The organism is Protofrankia sp. Cj3 (assembly GCF_917627355.1).
Classification (GTDB): domain Bacteria; phylum Actinomycetota; class Actinomycetes; order Frankiales; family Frankiaceae; genus Protofrankia.
This window is the reverse complement of sequence record NZ_CAKJTR010000076.1, coordinates 1-22,461: the sequence shown is the minus strand read 5'-3', so window position 1 is coordinate 22,461 and position 22,461 is coordinate 1. Positions and strand designations below refer to the sequence as shown.

The window sequence follows — 22,461 nt, the reverse complement described above, 5'->3', positions numbered from 1 at the left end:
CCATTTTGCGACTCTACGTGTTATTTTTCTGCGCTCCCCAAGACGAAACTGATCAAACGTCAGATGTACGGCCGCGCTGGTTTCTCCCTGCTCCGGCAGCGGATCCTGCTCTCATAAACCCCTATCACCGCTTGTCACCACCGGAATCTTGGCAGAGCCACTTCTTTGACGGACCACCATGCCCGGCCATGCCCGAGGCCTTCATGCTCGGCCACCTTCTGTTCCCGCGGCGCCGCAGTCGCCCGCAGACCCGAGCCATTGCTGGCGCCTGGGTTCCGTCACCGGCTCGCGGTCAGCGAGCCGCGGGCGGCCGACGCACGTCCTGTCTATGTCAGGCCGAGGGCGGGGGCGGCGCTACTGCGTCGTCCCCGCCCTCGGCCGGCGGCCCACAAGATCACACCCAGCGGAGGCAACCGATGTATAAGGAGATCCGGATGCTTGTGGTGGTGGCAGTCGCTGCCGGCACCATCGGCATCGCGGCGACGACCGAGTCATCCTCGACGGCAACGATCGGCGACGTGTACATGTCGATCCCGCAGCGGCCCGACGCGTGCCCGGGCGGCGACGCGGTCGCCAGCGCCGGTGCTCTGATCCCCGGCGGATCGGCCTCGGCGCCGCCAGCCGCCTGATGCATGCACCGTGGCGCGTCCGGTTCTCGGACGAGAACCGGACGCGCCACGGGCGGCAGCGACGAGCCAGCCTCATGACCGGCGCCGTCGGCCCCGAGCCGGGTGGTGTCGACCGCGCTGCGGCGCCCTCGGCCATCCGCTGCGGCGTGGCATTGCTTCACGGCGCGGCACCGCTTCCGCAGCGGTTTACCGGTCGTCCGTCTGCGGCGTGGCATTGCGCCGGGGCCACCAGTGCCGGCTCTTCGGGGCCGCAATCTCCTCCTGGAGATCCAGCGCCTTAGGAACCTCGGCGACCTCCACTCCCTCCGCCGCGACCTGCGCCACATCCGTGGCGGGCAGCGACGGGGGGATGTCGGCCGGCCAGGTGTAGAGCACCTTGGACTCCCGGCGGAACAGCGCCGGGACGTCGTCCGCGTCCGTAAGGATGTGCACGCCGAACGGCGACGGGCGTTCGAGCTCGCTGAATCTCGGTTCCGCCGAGCCAAAATGTACCCAGGTGATCCGGGCCTGCCGCAACAGCCTGTCCCACTCGCCGCCGGTGAGATTGGTGTCCCGCAGCGGCGCCGTGGCCAGGAAGATGAGGTGGCGGCTCAGGACCTCGACGTCGCGGGTGGCGAGCGACCGGGTCGAGCGTTGCATCGCCGCCAACAACGAGTCAGCCGTATCAAAGAGATCGAACATCCCGATGGGCACCTTCGGCAGATCGCCACCGGTCAGCTCACCGGCCGGGAGCAGCGCACCGTGCTTGCGCAGGGGGCTCGTCGCGCTCAGGACCTCGATGCCAACCTTGACCGGCCGGGTGGTATCCGCATCGGCCCTGACCGTGCCGAGGAGCCGATCCAGGTCGAGCGCGGTCGTCCGCCTGCGCTTCGACACCTCCCGAGGTTGGTTCTCGTCATCCGGGACGAACACGAGGCACGCAAGCGCCACGGCGTCCGTCAGGTCGGCGATTTGCTCCATCGAGTCGGCGTCGGTCGGCGCCGGCGTGCGCAGCCGCCGCAACGGTGACCGTTCCTGAACAAACACCATGGCCGCCCCGGCCTGCACGACCGGCTCACGCAGGGCCCGCTCTGGCGGGGCCTTGTCGGGCGTGGTCGCCAGCGGCTTGGCCTCCGTTGGCTTGGCCGCTGTCAGGCTCACCGGCGGGCGGGCGTCGGAGGCCGGCGTCTCGGAGGGTGCCGACAGCGGGGATGGCTCCGCGACCGCGATCTCCGGCGCTGGCCCGGCTCGGCGGGCCGCGCGTTCCTCGTCGACGAGCCGCCTGATCAGCGCGAGAAACTCGGCCTCGTCGACGGCGATGCCCGGCCGATGCTCGTACTCGGCGATGAGTGATCTGGCGATGTTCATGACGGCCAGCACGGTGGCCGGACTCGGTCCGTACGTGGCCGAGTCCACCTCCAGGACAAGGGGGAAGTACTGGACGCGCAGCTGTGGCAGCAGCGGTGACTCCGCGAGCCGTGCCACGACCGGCGGGATGTCCTCCGCCCGCTCGGCCACGAGGACGACGGCGAACACGCCGCGGGGCGCGAAGAAATGGCGTTGCTCCGTCGCCGAGGCCAGCAGGTCGTTCATGATCTGCTCGTCGTCCACACCCGGGTCGTCGGTAAGCGGGACCTGGGCGAGAGTAATCAGGTCGTACAGGACGGCGTCGGTCTCGATACGCGCGTGGACCTGACGGTAAAGCTCCAGCAATGGCACCGACAGGCGCGCCGCCGGGACGAGCTGAACCATGAATCCGGCCCACTCGTCATCCGTCCAATAGGGGGTCAGGTCAGGTCCGGTCACGGCTGCTGCTTTCTGGTGGGCGGCAGGTTCAGCTTACCGATGACCCCGTTGAGCGGCCCGTGCGGACCTTGGCGTTGGCGCGGAGCGCGGTTCGGCCGCTGCCCGCCGCGGCCCTGTTGTCCGCCCGCCGCCCCGTTCGGCGATACCCCGCCGCCTGCCTGCTGCTGCCCGGCGGTCGGCGTCTGCGCCGCCGACGCGGGACCACCACCGGGTTGGTTTCCCTGGTTCTGCTGGTTCTGCGCGACGAGAAGTCGCGCCACCTCTTTGCTCCAGCTGTCCAGCGCGCCGTCGATGACCTTGCTCATGATATCCGCAACGCGTTCGTTGGCTTTCTTGCCGAGCGCGACCTCCCGGTCATACATGTCTTCGTCGAGCTCGATCGCCTTGTCCTCACGGCGTTTGCGGCGGCGGCGGACGAGGCTCCGGTTCTGGATGGCGTCCTCGAGCAGGCGCTTTTCCTCAAGCTCGTTGATCTGGCTGTAGAGGGTCGGCGGCCCGGAGATCATCATCGTCTTCACCGCGACAGGCAGCAGCTCGATCGTGAAGAACAGGCCGGCGACCAGCAGGTGGGCCCACCGGGCCTCGCTGTTGTTGTCGCCTAGGTGATCCAGGGCGACCAGCTGCGCGAGAATGCCGTTGTTCCTCGATGCCGTGCCGTCGAGATACTCACGCTGCGAGGCAATCGCGCTCTGGAGATCGTCGCGCTGGGATCGCAGCCCGGGAAGGACTCGCTTCGCCTCCACCTGGGCGTCCGTCAGCTTCGTCTTGTTGTCACCCATGGCCGCCGTCTGGGCCCTGGTCAGCGCCGTCCGCTTCTGCTCGACGAGCGTCGACGCCGCCGTCAAGTCCACCTGCGCGGTATCGACCAGCATCTTCAGCGAGGTCGCCCGCGGGCCGGGGCCGCTCTTGCCGCTGCCGCCGTTGCAGAACTGCCCATCCAGCTCGCAGCGCCAGTTAGCCCAGGCGAGGCTATACGCGTCCGCCTTGGTCTTCTTGTCGGCCTCCGCCTGGGTGAGCTCCTTCTGCGCCTGTTCGACATCAGGGGCCGTGAACTCGATCTTCCCGTTGAGAGCGTTCTCGTAGGTGGTGATCTGACCGTTGATCTTGTCGAGCTTCGCCTGCTGCGCACCCTTGTCGAGAATGCCGGTGCCCCGCTCCGCCGTATCGATGTTGTCGAGGCCCAGCTGAGTCTGGATCTCGGGCTGGAAGATCCTCAGCGTCAACGGCGTCGCAATTACCACGCCGAGCAGCGCGGCCATGAGAATACGCGGCATGATCATCGCAACGGTCCGCCACGTTCCGGCGCGGGTCCGCAGGGAGAGGATCAGCAGCCGGTCGAGATTGATGATCACCCCGCCCCACGCCAGGCCGACCAGGAGAGCTCCCGGCTGCCGCACGTGCAGCCCGTTCGCCATCGCGAAGGTCATCGACAACACGGCGAGAAAGGCCGTGGAGAGCAGCACGATCCCCATGGCGATGTATCGGCCGGTCTCTTTCGGCCCCTGGTCCAGAACCGCCAGGTTTGCACCGCCGAGCCGTGCCAGCAGTCTGCCAAGCCGTTTCATGTCGTCAGCTTCATGTCATCAAAGTCCTTCACGGCACCCGTGGCGGGTTCATGGAGTAAGTCGGTTGATCTTGTTTTGGGCGGCATCGAGCATGCGTTGTACGCCGTCGCCGAGAGCCGCGGCGATACCCTCGCCGGCCTGCTCGTGGGCCCGCGCGAACGCCTCGCGCGGGCCAGGCGCGCCGAACACGGGGATCGGTACGAGTTGGCCGAGGTTGAGCAACGGCTCGATCGCTGGCAGCTGGATCTCCGGCATCGCGGGTATCTCCGCGGTGAACACCGGGTAGGGCGGCAGCTCTACGAGCGAGTCCGGCATCGTCGTCACCGGCAGATCCGGCACCGCGAGCCGAGGCAGCGCACCCGCCAGCTGTTTCTCGAGGTCGAACGCGGGCGGATCGAAATAGTCGAGGTGACCGGCGAGCAGCTCGTCGGCGCCGTGTTTGTTCGTTACTTCCACGTAGATGGGGCCGCCGGTCGGCGGCTGGACCGCGTACCCGTTGGGGTGGGCGTCGGGATCGATATTCTTGACCTCGAAGCCGTTCACTCCGTGAATGCGCACCTTCTCGCCGTAGCGGTGATTCCACTTGACAAGCACATCCGACCCGCAGATGACGAGGGTCCGGCGCAGCGAGGCGTCCAAGAGCTCGGGCGGTCGCGCCAGGGTCAGGATTCGGCCGACAAGGTATTCCTTGATCTCCTCCGCCGTCGGTCTTCGCGCGCGGTCCGGGCCGACCGCGCGGTTGATCAGGTCGACGCCGGCCTGGTCGAGCAGCCCGGGGATCATTCTGGGGCTGGCGGGGTCGGTGAGCTGGGTGGTGCCCTTCCCGATGGCGAGCCCGCGGATCACGCAGAGCGCGAGCTTGTAGACGTCGGTGCTCTGGTCCTGGAGCGTTCCCGGCTGCTGCAGAAGTTCGGGCGGAATGAAGAAGGGCGTGTTGGGCTGCAACCGCGACAGGTCGTTCACGTCGGCCACGCCGTCGCAGTCCACGAGCAGGATCCGAGGGGGGGTCGTGGCGACCGCGGCATTGCGCAGATTGAGGTCGCCGTAGACGAGCCGGAGCGGGCCGCGGGGCCGATGGATAATCTCGATGGCATAGGCGAGCCGGGCCATCAGCGCGAGGCGGACGAGGCCGTCGTCGGCCGCCGAGATGTCGATCCCGAGCTTCTGCGCACGGTCCCTGGCGGTGAGTAGCTGGAACTCGAACACCCGTCGTCCCGGTGCACCGCCAGGCGGCCGTTCGTCGATGAAGAAATCGTCATCGAGCAGGCGCATGAGGAGGCCGACCTCGGTACCGCGGTCCGTGACCATCGCGAGCGGCCATGTCGTGAGTGAGTCCAGCTCGGCCTGTTCCGCGGTGGGCATGGCGGCGCGCAACGCGACCACGTTGCGCATCGCGGCGAGCATCTGCTGGCGGTCGGTGCCGGTGACGGTCGGCAGCAGCTCCTTGAACGCCAGTCCTCTGGGCAGCCCGGGGACCGAGCTCCCGACGCGGTAGACCTTCGCCATGCCGCCCTCACCGAGCTCGGTGAGCTGGCCCAGCTTGCGCCTGTCGATGCTGATCACAACGGGCTGAACCAGACCCCGACGGCGGTACGGTCGTCCATGTGGCCCCTGCGGGCGAAGCCGACCTGGCGCGCGAAGGTGAAGACGTCCGGCGGTTCGGCCCACCACTCGGCGAGCGTCTCCCGCACCTGCCGCGCCCCCTCCAGCGGCACGCCGATCCCATCCGTCAGGACGAACAACGCACCGGTCTCGGCGGGTACCTCGGCGACGAAGACCCGCGGCTCGGCGCTCGGCAGCGCCCGTACCCGGCCGGTATGCACGCCGGCCGCGTCGTCGTCCAACGGGTCCGGCGTCAGGTTCGTCCATTCGCCGCTATTGAGCAGCCAGATGGACGTGTCGTCCGTCCAGGCGATCGACGCCTTGCGTTGGCCGGGTGCGAGACCGATCGCGGCCCCGGCCAGCGTCGTTGCCATGCGTGCGTCCGCGGGGGCCTGGTCCAGGCGCGAGCGCTCCGGAGCCTCGGCGGCGAACCGCCCGAGCCGCTCGTTCACCTCGCCGACGGCAAGGTTCCAGTCGCCCTGGTCCAGGTACGCGCGCGGCGCGGCGGCCGCCACGAAACCGGCGGCCTCGTGCGACAGGCTGAACTGCCCGACGCCATCGCACACCGTGACGACGAGCAGCGCGCTGGCCTCGTCGTAGACCACCGAGTATCGATCTTGCCGTGGCTGCGAGCGGTGCCGGTGCAGCAGCCCGCGCACGCTCGCGGCCCGTACCTGTGCGCCCGGAACCGCGCACTCGCTCAGCTCGTGATCGGCCGAGTCCGGGTGGCGGACCGGAGCGCCGGGACCGACCTCGAGCGCGGCACGTCCCGGATCACCGATGGCTGGGATACCGCCGGCGGTCGCGCTAGACAAAACTGCCTTCCATGCCCGCGACCGAGGTCGGCGCGACATACTGCGGCGCTCCCGTACCGACACTCTGCCCTGACTTGAGGACGGACTGCCCGATGACGCCCGCCATCGACTTGAGCAGTTCACCCACGGCCTGGCCGTTCTTCGCGAGGAACCAGCGGCCGCGCTTATTGGACTCGCCGAAGTTGGGGTAGGCGATGGCCTCCATGGTGTGCTGCGAGGCGTCCCGGAATCCGAACGTGGTGACGTAGGGGTAGGCCGAGTTGCCCTGCTTGGTAGTGGGGTCGTAGCCGAGCAGCGACTGGAACGTCTGCAGGTAGTCCCGGTCCTGGGGCTCGCCGTCGGACAGGAAGAAGATGCACGGCCGGAACACCCGCTTGCCTTCACCCTTCAGGCGCTTGCGGTCCTCCTCGAAGGCCCGGTGGAACTCCCGGAACGCCGTGCCGTAGGTGGTTCCCCCGCCGGGGCCGAGCCGCGGCAGCTCGACATCGGTGGGCGCGGTGAGCGGCACGACGGTGCGGGCGCTGTCGTCGAAGGTGATGACGCTCAGCATGACCAGGTCGTCGACGACCGGGTCCTTCATGATGTCCTGCCGCAGCTGGGCGAGACCGTCGTTCAGCGCCGCCATGTCGTTGTACATCGACCCGGACACATCGCAGATGATGTAGAAGGGCATGATGACCTGTCCCTCGCGCGCGGCGCGCTCCTCGGACATGAGGGCTCCAATCAACGAGAAAGGGTAGACAAAGGAAGGCCGAAATCCACCTCGCGGAGAACCGCGAACATGGTCCGACCAGGAGCGGGCGCGGTCGCCCGAGCGAGAAGAAGCGCTCCTACGCCGGTGCGGCGGAGGCCCTGGCCGTTCCGGCAAAGCCTGGCGCCTAGATATCGCAGCCGTAGGCGTTACGAATGGGGCGCGGTGCCGCTACATCCGTGTAGAAATTCGGGCAAGGCCGAAGACAAGTATGTGCGTATCTCAATCCCCCAGTTGATAGCGGCCTCTTTGTACCACACCCATCTAGACGATCGCCGCGCGGTCCGCGCGGCATAGTCCCGGGCCGAGCGCTCGGCCCGGGCGAAGACGTTCGGCGCGCCGATACGCGGCGCGTCCGGTCAGCCCTCCCGCGCGTCCGCCCACCACCAGCCTTCCGGGTCGGCTCGGCCGGTGGCCGGCCGCCGCCGGGGTGACAGGCCCGCCGAGCCGGCGGGCTACAGCCGCAAGCGCCGACGGCTCGTCGTCCCCGTTCGTTCCGGTTCAGCATACACGTCTTTCTACGCTCACATACTTTCTACGTAAAGAGCGATACTGCGAGAGCCGGCTAGAGTTGGCCGCGGCCGATGGGGTCAGGAGGAGGTGCTCGAGGGTGTCGCTGCTGCCAGTGGTCGTGCCGGCGATCCCCGAGGCCCGGGCGGAGATCGTCCCCGCCCGGCTGGCCCGCAAGGTGGCGCCGCTGTTCAGCGTCGCCTGGCCCGACAGCCCCTTCGGGACCGCGACCTGGGTCAGCGACTTCCAGGCCATCACCCTGTCGGAGATCGCCCGCGGCGCGCCACTGCCGACCAGGTCGCAGGTATCGGCGCTGCGGGACCAGGCACCGCACGACGGGTGGGCGCTGGTCGACCGGATCGGCGTCACCGGGCCGGCGGGGGCGCTGCCGAACGAGATCGCGAACGCCACGCTGAACCGGTTCGGGCCGGACACGAAGGCCGCCGTCGTGCTCACCGGGGTCAACCGTCTGATCGAACCGCTGCGCGCGGGGCTCGAGGACGCCATCGCGTTGCTGGTAGACGAGTCCGGCAAGCCGCTCTCACCGGGCCTGAAGCTGGCCGCGTGGGCGGGTGTGCTGGTGGAGGTGTTCCGTTCCCAGCCTGCCCTGCTCGTGGCCGCCATCCATGCGCGCGCGATCCAACGGCCGCTGACGGTCGTCCTGGAGGCGCCGCTCTCGCACCGGCTCGACCCGGAGCTGCTCACCCGCTGCGAGATCGGGGCGCCGCGCGGCACCGTCGCCCCTAGCCGGCCGCGCGACCTCGACATCGTCGACGCCACGCTGCGGCGACAGAGCCTGCTGGACCTGAGCTCGCTGGCCCCGGTGACCCGGGAGGACACCTACGAGACGATCGCCGGCCGGCTGCTGTCGCAGCTGCTGACCGCGGCGACCCTGCGTGACGACAGCCACCTGTGGATCTCCGAGCGGGAGCCGGGCCAATGGGCCTACGAGGCGCTCATGAGCCCCATGACAATCGTCGACCGGTTCGTGCGCCGGGCGCTGGCCGACGCCCACATCGACGACCCGATCCTTGCCCTGGGCGGGCCGCTACCGGCCGTTCCCGACCCGCACCGCCTCGGCCGGCTGCCGCTGCTCACCCGGCGGACAATCGTGATCGCCATGCTGGGCGTGATCCGCCAACTGCTGGCCTCAGAGACAGCCAGGGAAGGAATCCGGCCGGGCGTGCCGACCTGGCTGGAGCTGCTGCGACGGCTGGTCGAGACCGTGCTGCCCGACGACGACCCGGTCCGGGCGATCGCCGTGTGCCGCATCGACCTCACCCGGCTCCAGCTGCAGCGCGTCGACGTGACCAACGACGTGAGTGCGTCGCTCGACCGGCTCGCGGCGTCGACCGAGCACTGCCGGCGGCTGTTCGACGCCGGCAGGCTGGACCGGGGCGCCGCGGCCGAGATCGTGTCCGCGTCGAACGTTGAGGTGGACACGCTGCGGCGGGTGAACGCCGGCCGGCCTGGCAGTGGGCTGCCCGCGCCGGCCGAGCTGGACCGGCAGGTCCGCGACCGTTGGCGGCACTGGCTGGCCATGGTCGAGATCGAACCGGACGTGCTGCGCGACTTGGCCGAGCTGCCCGAGCTGCTGGCTTACCACCTGAACAACTACGCCTCCTACCTGGGTACTCACGACGACGAGGACGATCTGCGGGAGGCGGTCCGGCTGTTCGAAAGTGCAGTCCTGCCGGCTCGGGAACGGTTCGTCGCCCGGCTGGGCATCTTCGACCCGGTGCGCAACTCGGCCCAGATGGCCTCCGCGGCCGCGTCGGCGCTGGCGCGCCGGGCGCTGGCGCGCGGCGACCGGCCGGAGGCCGCGCGCTGGGCGGCGAAGGCCCACGGCTGGATCAGCCGTGTCCTGGACCATCCGAGCACCCGCGCCATGCTCGAGGCGACGACCGAGTTGTCGGCCAGGTTCGCGCTGCGCGCGGCCGACGCGCTGGTGATCGCCGCAGAGACGGGCGTTCCCGGCGTCGAACCTGGCGTCGCCGAGGCCGCCGACCTGATCGCCACCGTCCGGCGGTGGGAAAGTGCCGCCATGGGGGACACGGGCCGCTATGTCCGGCACGACGAGGTCGAGGCGCTGGCCGCACGGATCGACCTGCTGCGCGGGGGGCCCGGCGCGCGATGACGGACGGCCCAGCTCCCCCTGTCGGAGCCGGACCGTCCCCACACCCGAGCCCGACGAGCTGAGCCAGACCAGGCCTACTGTTGTTATTTTTACGACACAAGCGCGACAGCGGCCAGTCCACCCTTAGACCGAAGCTGCGTGATCTTCAGGGCGTGCTGAGACCGTGACCTGCACGTTCGGTCAGACCGATGATCGTTCTACTGGGCACGCCGGTTGTGACCTGGGCTTTTGGTATACAGGGCATACCCAGTGTGCCAGACCGGGCTGGTCCGAGTCTGCCTAGTTGTTCCAGTAATGAACCTTGATCGCGACCAGCCCGGTCTGGCAGGATAGGGAAACTCGGCAATGCCAAAACGCCTGGTAGAGGCGGCGTGCCCAATAAAACGATCAGGCTTGCCGCCGAACGCGCAAGTCACAGCCCTATTATACGAACAAGATCACTTAACTTCGGCCTAGATCATCCAGGATGGGGAGTTCTGAATAAGTCCCCCCAATCCTTTGGACGCCCGTGCGGGCGGAAAATCCGGTTCGGATCGTAGTAATGGTGTTACGCCCCGGCATCATCGCTGGTCGGTGGCGATGCCGCAGCCCGGGGACGGCATGATGGCCCCGGGTCGCCCGCCGACGTCGATGTTTCCCTGGCGCCGTCCGGCCGCGATTAAGTCTGATGCTGGGAGCTTGCTCGTGGGCTGTGCACTGCCTCCTCGAGGGCGCCTTCTAGATTTCTGCTCTGCCCTGGGCTCCCGCGGGCGGCTCGCCGACACCCCACCCCACGGGAAGGACTGCGCGTGGCGGTCAACGAGGAGACCGAGGAGGCGGGCCCGTTCGTCGAACGGGTCGCCGCGTTGGACATCGGCAAGGCGGGCCTGGTTGCGTGCCTGCGGGTGCCGTCCGGGATCGGCTCGGGCCGGCGGCGCCAAGAGGTCACCGAGTACACCACGATGACCGACGACCTGGTCGCCCTAGCCGACCACCTCATCTGCCAGGGCGTCGAACTCGTCGTGATGGAGGCCACCAGCTCCTACTGGAAGCCGCCATTCTACGTGCTGGAAGCCGCCGGGCTGAAGGTCTGGCTGGTCAACGCCCGGCACGTGAAGAACCTGCCGGGCCGGCCGAAGACAGACAAGATCGACGCCGTCTGGCTGTGCAAGGTCGCCGAGCGGGGCATGTGCTCGCCCAGCTTCGTGCCAGACAAGCCGCTGCGCAGGCTGCGTAACCTGACCCGCTACCGCAGCGCGCTGGTCCACGAGGCCACCCGGGAGAAGCAGCGGCTCGAGAAGCTGCTGGAAGACGCCCAGGTGAAGCTGTCGGTCGTGGCCAGCGACATCCTCGGGGTCTCGGGGCGGGCCATGCTCGACGCGCTCATCGCCGGGCACCGCGACCCGGGCGCGCTCGCCGAGCTGGCCCGGGGCCGGATGCGCCCCAAGCGCGGCGAGCTCCGGCGGGCCTTCACCGGCGAGTTCGACGACCACCACGCGATGCTGGCCCGGATGATGCTCGAGCACATCGACCAGCTCGCCGCCCGCGTCGCCGCCCTCGACACCGAGATCGCCGCCGCGGTCGCCGAGATCGACCCCGGCGGCCCGCCGGCCGGAGTCGACCCCGCCACCGGGGAGATCCCTGCCGACGCCGACGAGGCCGAGGCGACCGCCCCCGGTGCCACGGCCGCCGAGGCCGCTCGCCTCGGCCTGGCTGAACGCCTCGCCGAGATCCCCGGACTTGGCCCGGCCGCCGCCCGGGTCGTCATCGCCGAAGTCGGCACCGACACCTCCCGCTTCCCCACCCCCGACCACCTGGCCTCCTGGGCCGGCTTGGCTCCCCAGGCCCGGGAATCGGCCGGCAAGGCCAAACCCGCCAAGACCGGCAAGGGCAACCGCTACCTGGCCGGCGCCCTCGGCCAGGCCGTGCTGGCCCTGGCCCGCACCCAGACCTTCTACGGAGTGCGCTACCGGCGCATCCGCGCCCGCCGCGGCCGGCAGAAGGCCGTCGTCGCCGTGTCCCGCTCGATACTGGTCACCGTCTGGCACCTCCTCGATGACCCCGACGCCCGCTACCGCGAACTCGGCGCCGACTACTTCGACAAGCGCGCCGACCCTGCCAGGCAGGCGGCAGGCCACGTCCGCCAGCTCGAACGCCTCGGCTTCCAGGTCGCCCTCACCCCCCGGGAGCAGCCCGCGGCCTGACCCGCCGATAACCGCACACCGCACCGCTCCCGACCCAGCGGACGAAAGCACGCCGGGTCAATTTGCTGTGCCCGGCTGCGGTTAGATTTTCCTTCTAGCCTCATGGGTCGGAATATCCCCAGCTCGTGCACATGCCCGCCGGGCCCGCTGCCGTCAGACGCCGAGGTGGATGAGGCCGGCCCAGCCGGCGGGGTCGTCGGAGGCGCCGGTCTCGGCGGCGAGCAGCTCGTCCGGCATCGAGGGCAGCGGCGGCCGGTCGGGGGTGAGCGACCACAGCTGGGCCCAGTGCAGGGCCTCGGCTGGGGAGCACCCCTCGGCCAGGTAGTGATGGACGGCGAACACGATCCGCGAGGTGAGCTCGTCGGGCACGTCCCACATCGATCCGAAGACGGTCCGGGCGCCGGCAGCCAGGAACGCCGTCGCCAGGCTGAACGCCTCGTCGTAGTCGGTCCCGGTCACGTTCGTGGAGCAGGCGCACAGGAAGACCCGTTCGACCGGCGGCGCGCCGCCGGGCTGGTGCGCGAGCAGCTCCGTGGTCGCCAGCGAGCCGCTGGCCAGCTCCAGCCGTGACCGGGTCGGGTCGGCCGGCTCCGCGTAGCCGTGGCAGGCCAGGTGAAGCAGGCGCCGGCCGGACCGCCGGTCTCGTAGCCAGGCCAGGACCTCCGCTGGTGTCCCCGCCCGGTCGGGCGGGGCCTGGCCGTTCTCCCGGCGGCCGTAAAGGGCTGCGGTGCCGTAGAAGGCCTTCCGCACAGCCCGGGCCTCGAGTGCCGCGCCGCGCAGGCTCCTGGCACCCGCAGGGTTACCGACGATGAGTGCCTCGCCGGCGGTGACCGGCGGCGCGTCGACGGCCCGGCGCAGCAGTCGGGCCGACGGGATGTACGACACGACCGCCCGGGCCGCCATCGGCTGCCGTGCGCCGCGGCTGTCCTCGCAGACCGCCGCGTGCCAGGGCACCAGGGCCAGCGCGCCGACCGGGACGAGGACGAGCCGCGGGCAGTCCGGGTCGGCGGACCACGCTCGCGCCTCCTGGAGCAGGCTGGTTCCGGCCACCCGGCCGGCCCAGTCGACCAGGCTGGACAGCTCCGCGCGCCAAGGCGCGACCGCCGCTCGTTTCGCCCCCTTGGGCTGGTTGTTGCGATGGCAGGCCTGGTACTTCTCGGCGTAGCGTTCCAGCGGCGTGCCCGGCCCGACGACCATCTCGGAAAAGGTCAGTATCTGCAACGGCGCTGTCGCCCGGGCCGGTACGACGACCGCCCTGCCGAGCCGGGTGCCACCGCCCTCGGTGGGCCCGCCCGGTATCAGGTACACGAGCGCGTCGGATCCGTGCTGCCGCAGCGCGGCCCGGATCCGGTCCGGGTGTGGCGGGTCGAGCAGGTCGCCCGTCTGGGCGGCGGCCAGGGCTTCGACCACCCTGCGGCGCAGGTCGTTCTGGACCGGCGCGCGGAGCCCGATGTCGACCAGCTTGTTCCCGCCGGCCTCGGCCCACTCGGCGGCCAGATCGCCCTCCTCCAGGTCGGTGAGGCGCTCCATCGCCGAACGGGTCGTGACGGCGGCGTACAGCGCGAGGCCGCGGCCGGCGTCGAGAGCGCGGATCAGGTCGTCGGCCTCGCGGTCCTCGGCGCACCAGTCAGCGACGCTCAGCGCGTCCTCGATCGCGTCCCGGGCTGCGGCGAGCGCGTCGTCGGTGCCGGACTGCAACAGGACGCGCCAGGTGTGGCACTGCAGCACGGACAGCCCCAGCTCCCGGGAGCGCCTCAGGTCGCCGTCCGCCCGCCGGCGGCGCCGGGCCTCCGCGGCGATCAGCGCCATGCCCGCCCAGTCGAGGTGCTGTGGGCCGCCCAGGGCGGCCAGTGCCCGGTCCGCCCAGACGATCGCCTCCGCCAGCGCGTGCGCGTCGTTGCTGCTCTGGGCTGCGAACCAGTGCCCGATCGCGATCGCGCCCGGCTCGCCCGTGCCCGCGAACCGCTCGGCCCTTTTCATGATCTCGCGACGGGCACCGGCCGGATAGAAGGGGACGGCCGCCGCGAGTATCGCCTGCATCAACGGCAGCAGACCGGACAGGGCCGACGTCAACGGATCGGTCGCCGGGCCTGGGCCGGCGCGGCGATTGTGCCCCCGGCGCAGGTCGGTGGCCCCTCGAAGCAGCGCCGGAAGCAGGCGCGCGTATTCGCGCGGTGAGACGCGCTCACCGGCCATCGCTCGGCTCATCATGCGCAACAGCCGCACTGACGGCAGCATGTCGCTGTGCAGCAGCCAGGCCGCCGGATCGTCCGCTCCGTAGTCCTCGATCGACTGCGCGATCTGGTCCAGCGCGGCGACGGCGTCCGTTCCCTCCCAGCCGGCCAGCTGAGCCTTCGCGAGCCCGGCGACCATGCGAGCCTCCGGGGACGAGTGGCCCTCGATCAACTCGAGCGCGCCCTGCATCCGCGCGCGTTCACCGGTCGCGTGCGCCCGCAGGACCTCCTGGTAGGCCACGAACGGGACCAGCGCATCGGGGATGGGACTGCCGCGGAAGGCCTCACGGGCTCGCGACTCGCTGTAGGTGGACACCCCTGCCGGCCCGGCCCGCACGAGGCCGTCCAGCATGTCCCGGACCATGACGAACGTGCCCAGGAGGGTGGGCCAGGTGGCCGGCGGTGACGGGTGCGCCTCCAGCGCCGCGCGCAGCTCGTCCAGCCGGGCAACGTCGAAGTCCAGGTCCCGCACCATCATCGGCAGCACCAACGGCACCAGCGCACCGGCGAGCTCGGCGCGCGCGTCGGCGCCCAGCCGGCCGTCGGCGAGCAGCGGCCAGGCGGCGGCCACCTCGGCGGCGGCCTCCCCGATCACCGCGTCGGGATAGCCACCGGTCTGCAGCCGCACGGCGAGCGCCTCGGCGAGGCGACGGTGAGCGAGGGCAGCGAGGGTGGGCTGCACCTCGGCGAGCCCGCTGCGCAGCGCCGTCCGGAAGTATTCCCCGGCCTCTTCCCGCAGGCTGGCGTCACTGTTACGAGCGGCGAGCTCGACCCGGATCACCCCGACGACGCACCAGGCGACCGCCGCCGGCTCGACGCCGCTGCGCAGCGCCGCGTCCAGCTTGGTCAGCGCCGCCAGGATGGCCGGCTCGGAGCCCGCGCGGGCCGCATGCATGATGAGCAGCAGGCCGGCCAGGAACTCGGCGTTCCCCGGCTCGGCGTCGGTCGCCACCGTCTCGTCGGCGGTCAGCTGTCCCAGGAGCGTCTCGAGGACGGCCGGGTCGTTGCTGTGGCCTGCCCGCAGCATCGCCTCAAGCCGGTCGACCGCGTCCGGGTCGACCTGCTCGGGATGACCTGGCGGCTTCGCGACGCGGCGGGCGCGGGCGAGCGCGGTCAGGCCGTCGCCGAACCGGCCGGCCCGCCCGCACACATGGGCGTAGTCGAGCAGGACACCGGCGAGCAGGTGCCAGCCGTCGGGCACCTGCGGCAGCACGCGGTCAAGGATGGCCGTCGCCTCGGCCTGGTCGACGCCGGCTCGGGCCGGCACCAGCTGGGCGCGGACCAGCCGGGCGGCAGCGCCGTAGTAGTCGAGCGCCACCGCCCCGAGCGAGCCCGCCGGGCGGCGCGGCACCTGGTCGAGCGTGTCGACCAGCCGGTCGACGGCCCGCGCCCCGGGCACGGCGAAGTAGCGCGCGAACAGCATCACCGCCAAGTCGACGGTGACCTCGTCCGGATCGACCGCGTCATCGGGCCGCGCGAGCACGGTCTGTAGACATTCGGACGCCGCGTCGAAAAGCGCCGCGTCGTTGAGGATCTCCGCCCGCCGCCGGTAGGCCAAGGCAAGCAGATACCAGGTCGGCGTCACCTGCTCGGCTGGATCCGTGACGGCGTCCAGCGCCGCCCTGAGCCAGCGCGCGCCCAGTTCCAGGTCAGCCGGGGAGCTGGTGCGGTCGCCCCGGGCGGCGAGCAGAAATCCGTACCGTTCCAGGAGATAGGAGGACGCGCCCGGACGCGCGACAACCCGGGCGAGAACAGCGATCAGCGCGTTGGCGGCGTCCGGAGTGCCGTCGGTTTCGAGAATCCGGCCGTCGAGCAGCTTCGCCTCGACGAAGTCAAGCTCGGCGGCGAACTCGGCGGCGAGGGCAGCTTCCCCGACGTCGTCGACGAGCGGTTCCGGCAGCGCGCGGGCGCGGGCGACCACGGCCAGTCCTCGATCGAAGCGTCCATCGTCCGCACAGATCGAGGCGTACTCCAGCAGCGTCTCGGGCAGCAGGGGCCAGTCGTCGGGCACGTCCGCCAGGACGTCGTCCAACAGCGCGCTCACCCGCTTCCGGTCGTCCTGGTCGTCGCGGGTCTGGAGCCGGCTCAGCCAGCTGACGCCCCGGTAGAAGTGGACGGCGATCGCGGCTCGCGACCCGGCTGACGGCCGGGGGATCCCATCGAGCGCGTCGGCAAGGCGGTCGAGCGCGCCGGAGCCCGGCTCGGCGACGGTGAAGCAGCGTTGCAGCATCGCCCACACCAGGTCGCTGATGACGTCATCGCGGTCGACGGCCAGGTGCGCCGGGGCCGCCAGCGTCCGGCACAGCCAGGTGACCGCCAGATCCCAGTCTGCCGGGTCAGGGCCAGCCATCCAGGCGTGGAGCATACCGAGCCGGTACTGCCACAAGGGTGCGTCGGGGCTGCTCGGCGGCGCCGTCCGCAGCGCCTCGCTGAAGAGCTGAATGGCCTCGTCGGCCCGGGCCAGGTCTTCAGTTTCCTCGATGGCCGAGAACAGTTCCTCGGCCCGGTCGGACCAGCCGGCCGCGCTGTCGCTCATTTAATGGTGCCCCCGTCGATGGCTGCCTGCGAGTGTATGACCGGGCCGTTGGCCTCGCCGAAGGCGCGGCGGCCGCTTCTTCTCCGCCACTCCCGGCTGGCCTTCTCCGGGCTGCTCCCTCAGGGTCGCCGAAACCACGCCGCGTCTACTTTCCAAAAATTCTCCAACCACCTGGTAAATGTGCGAGCCGAGAAGGGGATGGAGCGCGGGGCGGGCGCTCGTGGGCGCCCACCCTGCAGGGTTCTCCTGGCCTCGCTGGCGGAGGCCCAGCTCGGTTGCCGCTGTCGTCAGTTGGTGTCGTCGTCGCCGCCCGGCATGGGAGCTCCCTTCTCCGGGGCCGGGACTGGCTCGGTGGACGGGAATCCGCGCACCGGCCCGGCACCTGGATGGCCGGCGGCGAAAAGATCCGGTCAGTTGTCCGCGAGCAGCTGACAGAACCAAGGTGCGGCAGCGGTACAGTGACGGCCAGCCACGCCGAGGGAATGCACAGGGGGCAGAGGTGAATACGCCGTGGTGGTGACAACCTGGGACGGCCACGTCCGGGTCGACTACGTGCCAGCCTTTTTCTCGCTGCAGGTCACCGTGGCCACGGTGCGGCCGACGGAAGTCGCCGAACTGCGGCGCGGCCTGCGCGCGGGCTTCGCCCGTGACGATCCGGACGGGCCACCGGCCTTCGTCGAGGTGCGAGTCGAGGGCAGCCGGATTCCCTCGGACGTGCGGGACCTGCTCGGCGACCGCCTGTGGGCCGAGGTTGAGCAGGTGGTCGCCGGACCCGGCCGCTCGCGGTGGCTGCGGATGAGCCTAGCTGCCGTCGACAAGCTCGCCGAGGCGTGGGCGCCCTACCGGCCCTGGATTCTCGCCGACGAGCCCCCCGCGACCACCGTAGAGCCAGCGCCGGTGCTGGGGCGGCTGGCCCGCGGCCTGTGGTCCCGACTCGGGGTGGACAGCCTGCGCAGTGCGCTCACCCGGCCACCCACTCCGGCCTTCCGGGTCCGCGGCGACGACGACGGGGACGACGGGGACGACGACACCAGCGACGAGCCCGGCCCGCCGACGGCCACCGGTCGGTGGGCGCTGCCCGCGGAACTGGCCCAGCGGGCCGGCGTCGAACCCGACCTGGTGTGGGAGGTGTTCGGCGACCGCTGGGTGCACCTGGTCGCGCGGACCGCAGCGACGGCGCATCCCGATGGGCCCTGGCTGGAGGCCGCGTTCGACGACGGCACCGAACGCTGGGACCGATTCGAGGAGACCGAACCGCTGGTGCTGCGCGCGCGCATCGTCAGCGCCGCGGACCCGCGGCAGCTTCCTCTGATCAAGATCCGTACTAGGGACCTGCCATGATCCCCAACGACACGCTGGCCCGGAGCGCCCGCTCGGTCCTCGATCAGCTCCATCCGGTCGACTTCGACCGGATCCGGGTAAAGTTCACCACGCTGGACGACCCGGCGCAGGCCAAGAACGAGATCGTGGCGGATATGGTCGAACGGGCCGCGTCGATGCTCGACGAGCTGCGCAAGCGGGGCGACGACGTGCCGCCGGAACAGCTCGACTCGGTGCTGGGTGCCACGCTCACCTTCGGCGACCAGCACTGCGGCGTGCACAAGCGCACGGGGCACGCGCTGGCCAAACTCGCCGTGATGACACGCCGTCCGGACGTGCCGGTCGCGGTGGCCGTGCTGCTGCGCGCGGGCGACTCCGCGGAGCTGGTCGACGCGATGGTCGGCACGTATCACCTGGAGGCGGATCTGGCCGCCGAGTACGCGGCCGTGCCGCCGGACGATCGACGGATGGTCGCGGCGGCGATCGCGGCCAACCCGCGGCTGACCGCAGCTGTGCCCGACCCGCTGGCCGCCGCCGTCGGGGTCCTCGGGCGGGCGGGCGAACTCGCCGCCTACTGCGCGGCCGCTGGGATGACGCCACCAGCGCCCCCGGGCCCCCTGGGCAACGTCGCCTTTCTGCTGACCTTGGCCGGCTATTCCTGCGCGATCACGGAGCTTGCCCGTCCGTCGTCCGTCGCGGACCCCTACGGCAAGGTCGGCGACCGGGCCAAGCTGCTGGCGACGGCCCTGCACCGAGCCATGCACGACACCGGCAACCCGCTCTACAGCGCACCGTACGAGCCGGACATCCTGGGCTTCTACACGGTGGCCGCGGAGGCGGTAGGCGGTGCGCTCGCCGCCAAGGTGTTCGAGCGGCTCAGCCGCGATCTGTGGGCGCACCGGCTGCGCCGGGACGAGCGCAGCATCCCGGCGGAGTCCGACTGGCTCGATCATGACAGCGACGCCCCGGATCTCAGCGGGGCCTTCGACCAGGCGGACGAGCTCGCGCGCCTCATGGCGGCGCTGCTCGTGGCGGACACCGCCGCCGCGAGCCGGCGGGTCATCGTCGCCTGGGTGCTCGGGCCCGGATCGGAGGCCGCCGCCGAGGACCTCTATGTGTTGCTCGGCGGCGTGCGACGGGTGATGGCGGGGGTGAGCCAGCGGGACTGCGTCCCACCGCCCGTCGACGAGTTGGCTGTCAAGGAAGCCCGCGAGCTGGAGACCGCTTTGCTCGGGCGTCTCACCGAGGAGGCGCGTCGAGATCCGCACCGCGGCGCCGTCGAGATGGCCGCTGCGGTGATGCCCGAGCTGTGGGCCCGGCGTCCGTCTGCGATTAGAGGCCTGACGGAAAAGATCTGGGCGGACCTGGGCTCGAATAAGCGGCTGATCCCGTTCGCTCGGATCCTGGCCGCGGCTGTGGCCCGTGGTCCCGGCCAGGTCGTCTTCGCGGGGCAGTTGATTCAGCATCCCATCGACACGCGGCACCCCAGCTGCGAGACGAGAACCACCCAGGCGGGCACGGAACGCTGCGAGATCCGTGTGGGGAAGCCTGGTCCGCCGCGCGCTGAACTGTGCCCGGCCCGTCCCTGGGGTGAGACTGGCTTTGTCGACAGCCACCTGACACTGGCGGACACCCTCCCCACGACCACCGATGCGATGCGCAAGCGGCTCCACCGCTACGACGGGCCGTGGGCCTCGCTCGCCAAACCCGGCCGGGCGTAGCGAGCAGTCGTCGCTCGCGCCGAACCCGCCGTGCGGTAGGGTAGGCCGCCGATGAGGTGCCAGTTGGCTTGGCCCTTTTCCGGCGGCCCCCTCCGAACCAGCCGTGCCGTGAAGTAGGCCGCCAGCGAAGTGCCTGTTGTCAGGTCCTTTTCCGACGGCCCCTTCCCAAACTGCTCGTGCGACTTTCACCGCAAGCAGCTTTCCAGTGTCAAACCCAACCAACGATGGCTGGTTGGTCCGCTGGGACAGCGTGGCGATTCGCATCTCGCGTACCGTGACAGGGCGGTCTCCAGCGGTCAGTGCACCGCCCGCCTCGCGTCAGGACCCTCAGCAGGAGTTCGCATCGGGCTGTTGAGGCAGGTCAAGAGCCTGCCCAATCGCGATCAAGCTTACCGAGCCCCTGCTCCCGACACGATGCGGACGGTGCACTGACCCCCTGAATCCAAGATCTGGTCGTCCTCGCCGTGCAGCACCAAGGTCGGGACGTCGAACTTCTCGAGGTCCTCGGTGAAGTCCGTCTCGGAGAATGCCTTGACACTCTCGTAGGCGTTGATGAGGCCCGACTGCATGCTCCAGGTCCAGAACTGGTCGAGCAGGCCCTGCGAGACCTCGGCGCCGGGCCGGTTTGCGCCGTAGAACTGGACTGCCAGTTCCTTGTAGAACTGCGAGCGGTCCTTGGCGAGACCGGCCCGCAGGCCGTCGAAAACCTCGATCGGCAGGGGGTGCGGCTCTTCCAGAAGTCCTGCCAGACCGGCTCCTGGCTGGGCGTAGCGGGCGTTCCGGGGGAGTCGGCATATTGATGTCGTAGCCGACTGTGCTCGAATGAGAAAGCGCAGGTAGCCGGTTCGCGGCCCCGAGGCGTGGTCCCGGGCGAGACAGCGGTCATCGGCCGGATGCGTGCGTGGAAAAGCCACCGTCTCCAGTCTTTGTGGCATCTCGGATCACTCAGAAGGAGACAGTGGAGATTTTCGGAAACCCTTATTGAAATAATTATCCGATAAGAACCATTTGCCGACTTTTGACCGAAAAGTTGTAGCTTTTTAGCAAGGGGTTCGCCGGTAAACCCCCAGCTCAGCGGCATGGTCATCCGGATCGGAACGTCAGAAATGATGATCATTCTGAAAACTAATGGTCATCTATAGCACGAATCCCGATAAGTCGGACAGCGACGATCAATGCTCCGACCTGGATGTTTGAGCTGTGACCCCTGCTGAATAGCTATCAAAAGTTAGCAAAATAGATGGCGGAATCAAGCGGTCATGGCGACGCATGCCGTTCCAAAAGCTCGTTGAACATTTCTACCGGCTTTCGCCAGCCCAACGTCTCTCGAGGTCTGCCATTCAGCTCCTTGGCTACTCTATCGAGCTCTGTCTGGGAATGCAAGGACAGGTCGGTACCCTTCGGGAAGTACTGCCGAAGAAGGCCGTTGGTGTTCTCGTTCGAGCCCCGCTGCCAGGGCGAATGGGGGTCGCAGAAGTAGACCGGCATGCCGGTTCTCACGGTGAAATCGGCGTGGCGGGCCATCTCCTTCCCCTGGTCCCAGGTGAGGCTGTTACGAAGGAAGTCGGGGAGCTCTTCCATCTTTCTAGCGAGTAGGTAGGCAACACGTTCGGCATTACGGTCATAGGGAATCCGCACCAACATGACGAACCGTGTGGTACGGTCGACCAACGTCGCGATCTGGGACTTGTTTCCCTTCCCGATGATGAGATCCCCCTCCCAGAATCCAGGGACGGCTCGATCATCGGCCTCCTTCGGCCGCTCGCTGATGTTGACCATGTCGACGATCTTCCCTCGGGTCTTGGTCGCGCGGGACCGGTTCACCCGTCGGGTACGGCCCTGGCGCAGGGCGACCGTCAGCTCGGTCCGCAGCTCACCGCGGGCCTGGAGGTACAGACACTCGTAGTGAGGTCGGACCGAGGCGCGGTGCCGTCCTTGCGGCCAGCCCGTTTCCTCGGCCCGCCTCCCGAACCCGGCGTGCACCGTTAAGCGCACCGGGCTCTCCACAAGCCCCGGGGGACGTGTCTTCTCATGCCGCGCTCTGCCATGGTGTCGGGATGCGCCTTCCCCGGTATCGGTAGCGTTCTATGCTTACCTTTCCGGGATCGAACAGCGCTACCTCTCCCTCGGCTGGCCACCCGTCTCCACGGCTGTAGCGGCGCCGGAGCTGCCTCCAGGTAGTCCGCCGGTGCTTCCGACCGATCCATCTGATGACCTGTTTCCACAGGTAGGCCCGCAGATAGCCGAACGTCGCACTTGAGCAGCCGTATTTGAAGTAGGCGGTCCAGCCCCGCAGCATCCGGCTTATCTGGTGCAGCAGGGCTTCGAGCTTCAGGTTCGTGTTCTGTCGGCATGCCATCTTCACCTTAGCCATGATGGCTTGAAGCGCCTTCCTGGCCGGGTAGGTGTAGATATAGCGTTTTATCGCGCCTTGCTTTCGATGACGCTGGATACGCCACCCCAGAAAGTCGAGACCCTCGTCAATATGGGTGATCAGGGTCTTTTCCTCCGACAGGCGTAGGCCCATCGATTCCAGGACCCCGGCCATCTCGTCTCGCAGCCTCTCCGCGTCGGCTCTGGTACCCGCCACGACCAGACACCAGTCGTCGGCGAAGCGGACCAGCCGGTAGTTCGGTAGGCCGCGGCGCCGGCGCATCCGCCGGTCGTTGGAGG

12 protein-coding genes and 2 pseudogenes are annotated in these 22,461 nt (G+C 69.6%); 5 read left to right on the top strand and 9 right to left on the bottom strand.

What is annotated here, in order from left to right; all coding sequences use genetic code 11:
• The first annotated feature begins 416 nt into the window (after positions 1-416).
• Positions 417-629 (top strand): hypothetical protein, encoded by a 213-nt coding sequence (locus MJ783_RS12455; protein ID WP_239310578.1) that lies wholly within the window; start codon positions 417-419, stop codon positions 627-629.
• A gap of 186 nt (positions 630-815) precedes the next feature.
• Here the strand turns inward: MJ783_RS12455 and MJ783_RS12450 are convergent, their stop codons facing one another.
• The 5 genes from MJ783_RS12450 to MJ783_RS12430 are packed head-to-tail and all read right to left on the bottom strand — an operon-like array spanning position 816 to position 7,108.
• Positions 816-2,414 (bottom strand): hypothetical protein, encoded by a 1,599-nt coding sequence (locus MJ783_RS12450; protein ID WP_239310577.1) that lies wholly within the window; start codon positions 2,412-2,414, stop codon positions 816-818.
• Positions 2,411-3,979, bottom strand: coding sequence for a DUF4407 domain-containing protein (locus MJ783_RS12445; RefSeq protein WP_239310576.1), 1,569 nt, complete (start codon positions 3,977-3,979; stop codon positions 2,411-2,413). The genes MJ783_RS12450 and MJ783_RS12445 overlap by 4 nt, the downstream gene beginning before the upstream one ends.
• 48 nt (positions 3,980-4,027) lie before the next feature.
• Positions 4,028-5,542 carry a hypothetical protein gene (locus tag MJ783_RS12440; RefSeq protein ID WP_239310575.1) on the bottom strand — a complete coding sequence of 505 codons (1,515 nt, stop codon included), beginning with the start codon at positions 5,540-5,542 and terminating at the stop codon, positions 4,028-4,030.
• Complete coding sequence (locus tag MJ783_RS12435) at positions 5,539-6,396, bottom strand: protein phosphatase 2C domain-containing protein (protein ID WP_239310574.1); 858 nt, start codon at positions 6,394-6,396, stop codon at positions 5,539-5,541. The genes MJ783_RS12440 and MJ783_RS12435 overlap by 4 nt, the downstream gene beginning before the upstream one ends.
• A complete protein-coding gene (locus tag MJ783_RS12430; protein WP_239310573.1) occupies positions 6,389-7,108 on the bottom strand; it encodes a VWA domain-containing protein in 720 nt (239 codons plus the stop codon). The genes MJ783_RS12435 and MJ783_RS12430 overlap by 8 nt, the downstream gene beginning before the upstream one ends.
• A 649-nt stretch (positions 7,109-7,757) precedes the next feature.
• Between MJ783_RS12430 and MJ783_RS12425 the strand changes: the two genes are divergently transcribed.
• Both MJ783_RS12425 and MJ783_RS12420 read left to right on the top strand, forming a co-directional pair.
• On the top strand, positions 7,758-9,794 hold the full coding sequence (locus MJ783_RS12425; protein ID WP_239310572.1) for a hypothetical protein: 2,037 nt from the start codon (positions 7,758-7,760) through the stop codon (positions 9,792-9,794).
• A gap of 788 nt (positions 9,795-10,582) precedes the next feature.
• Positions 10,583-11,977, top strand: coding sequence for an IS110 family transposase (locus tag MJ783_RS12420; protein WP_239310571.1), 1,395 nt, complete (start codon positions 10,583-10,585; stop codon positions 11,975-11,977).
• Between the two features lie 153 nt (positions 11,978-12,130).
• Here the strand turns inward: MJ783_RS12420 and MJ783_RS12415 are convergent, their stop codons facing one another.
• The gene (locus MJ783_RS12415; RefSeq protein WP_239310570.1) at positions 12,131-16,747 is read right to left on the bottom strand and encodes a CHAT domain-containing protein; all 4,617 of its coding nucleotides are present in this window, start codon (positions 16,745-16,747) and stop codon (positions 12,131-12,133) included.
• A 510-nt stretch (positions 16,748-17,257) separates the two neighbouring features.
• Between MJ783_RS12415 and MJ783_RS12410 the strand changes: the two genes are divergently transcribed.
• Entirely contained in the window at positions 17,258-18,088 is an 831-nt protein-coding gene (locus tag MJ783_RS12410; protein ID WP_239310569.1) for a hypothetical protein, read from the top strand.
• Complete coding sequence (locus MJ783_RS12405; RefSeq protein ID WP_239310568.1) at positions 18,085-19,788, top strand: hypothetical protein; 1,704 nt, start codon at positions 18,085-18,087, stop codon at positions 19,786-19,788. Before MJ783_RS12410 ends, MJ783_RS12405 begins: the two co-directional genes overlap by 4 nt.
• A 401-nt stretch (positions 19,789-20,189) precedes the next feature.
• Here MJ783_RS12405 and MJ783_RS23665 read toward each other — a convergent pair.
• The 3 genes and pseudogenes from MJ783_RS23665 to MJ783_RS12390 all read right to left on the bottom strand — a co-directional run.
• Positions 20,190-20,516, bottom strand: a pseudogene (locus tag MJ783_RS23665) (alpha/beta fold hydrolase); the annotation flags it as partial.
• A 529-nt stretch (positions 20,517-21,045) separates the two neighbouring features.
• A pseudogene (locus MJ783_RS12395) lies at positions 21,046-21,714 on the bottom strand (IS30 family transposase); the annotation flags it as partial.
• A gap of 103 nt (positions 21,715-21,817) precedes the next feature.
• The coding region (locus tag MJ783_RS12390) for a group II intron maturase-specific domain-containing protein (protein ID WP_370651613.1) at positions 21,818-22,461 on the bottom strand (644 nt) is incomplete at its 5' end.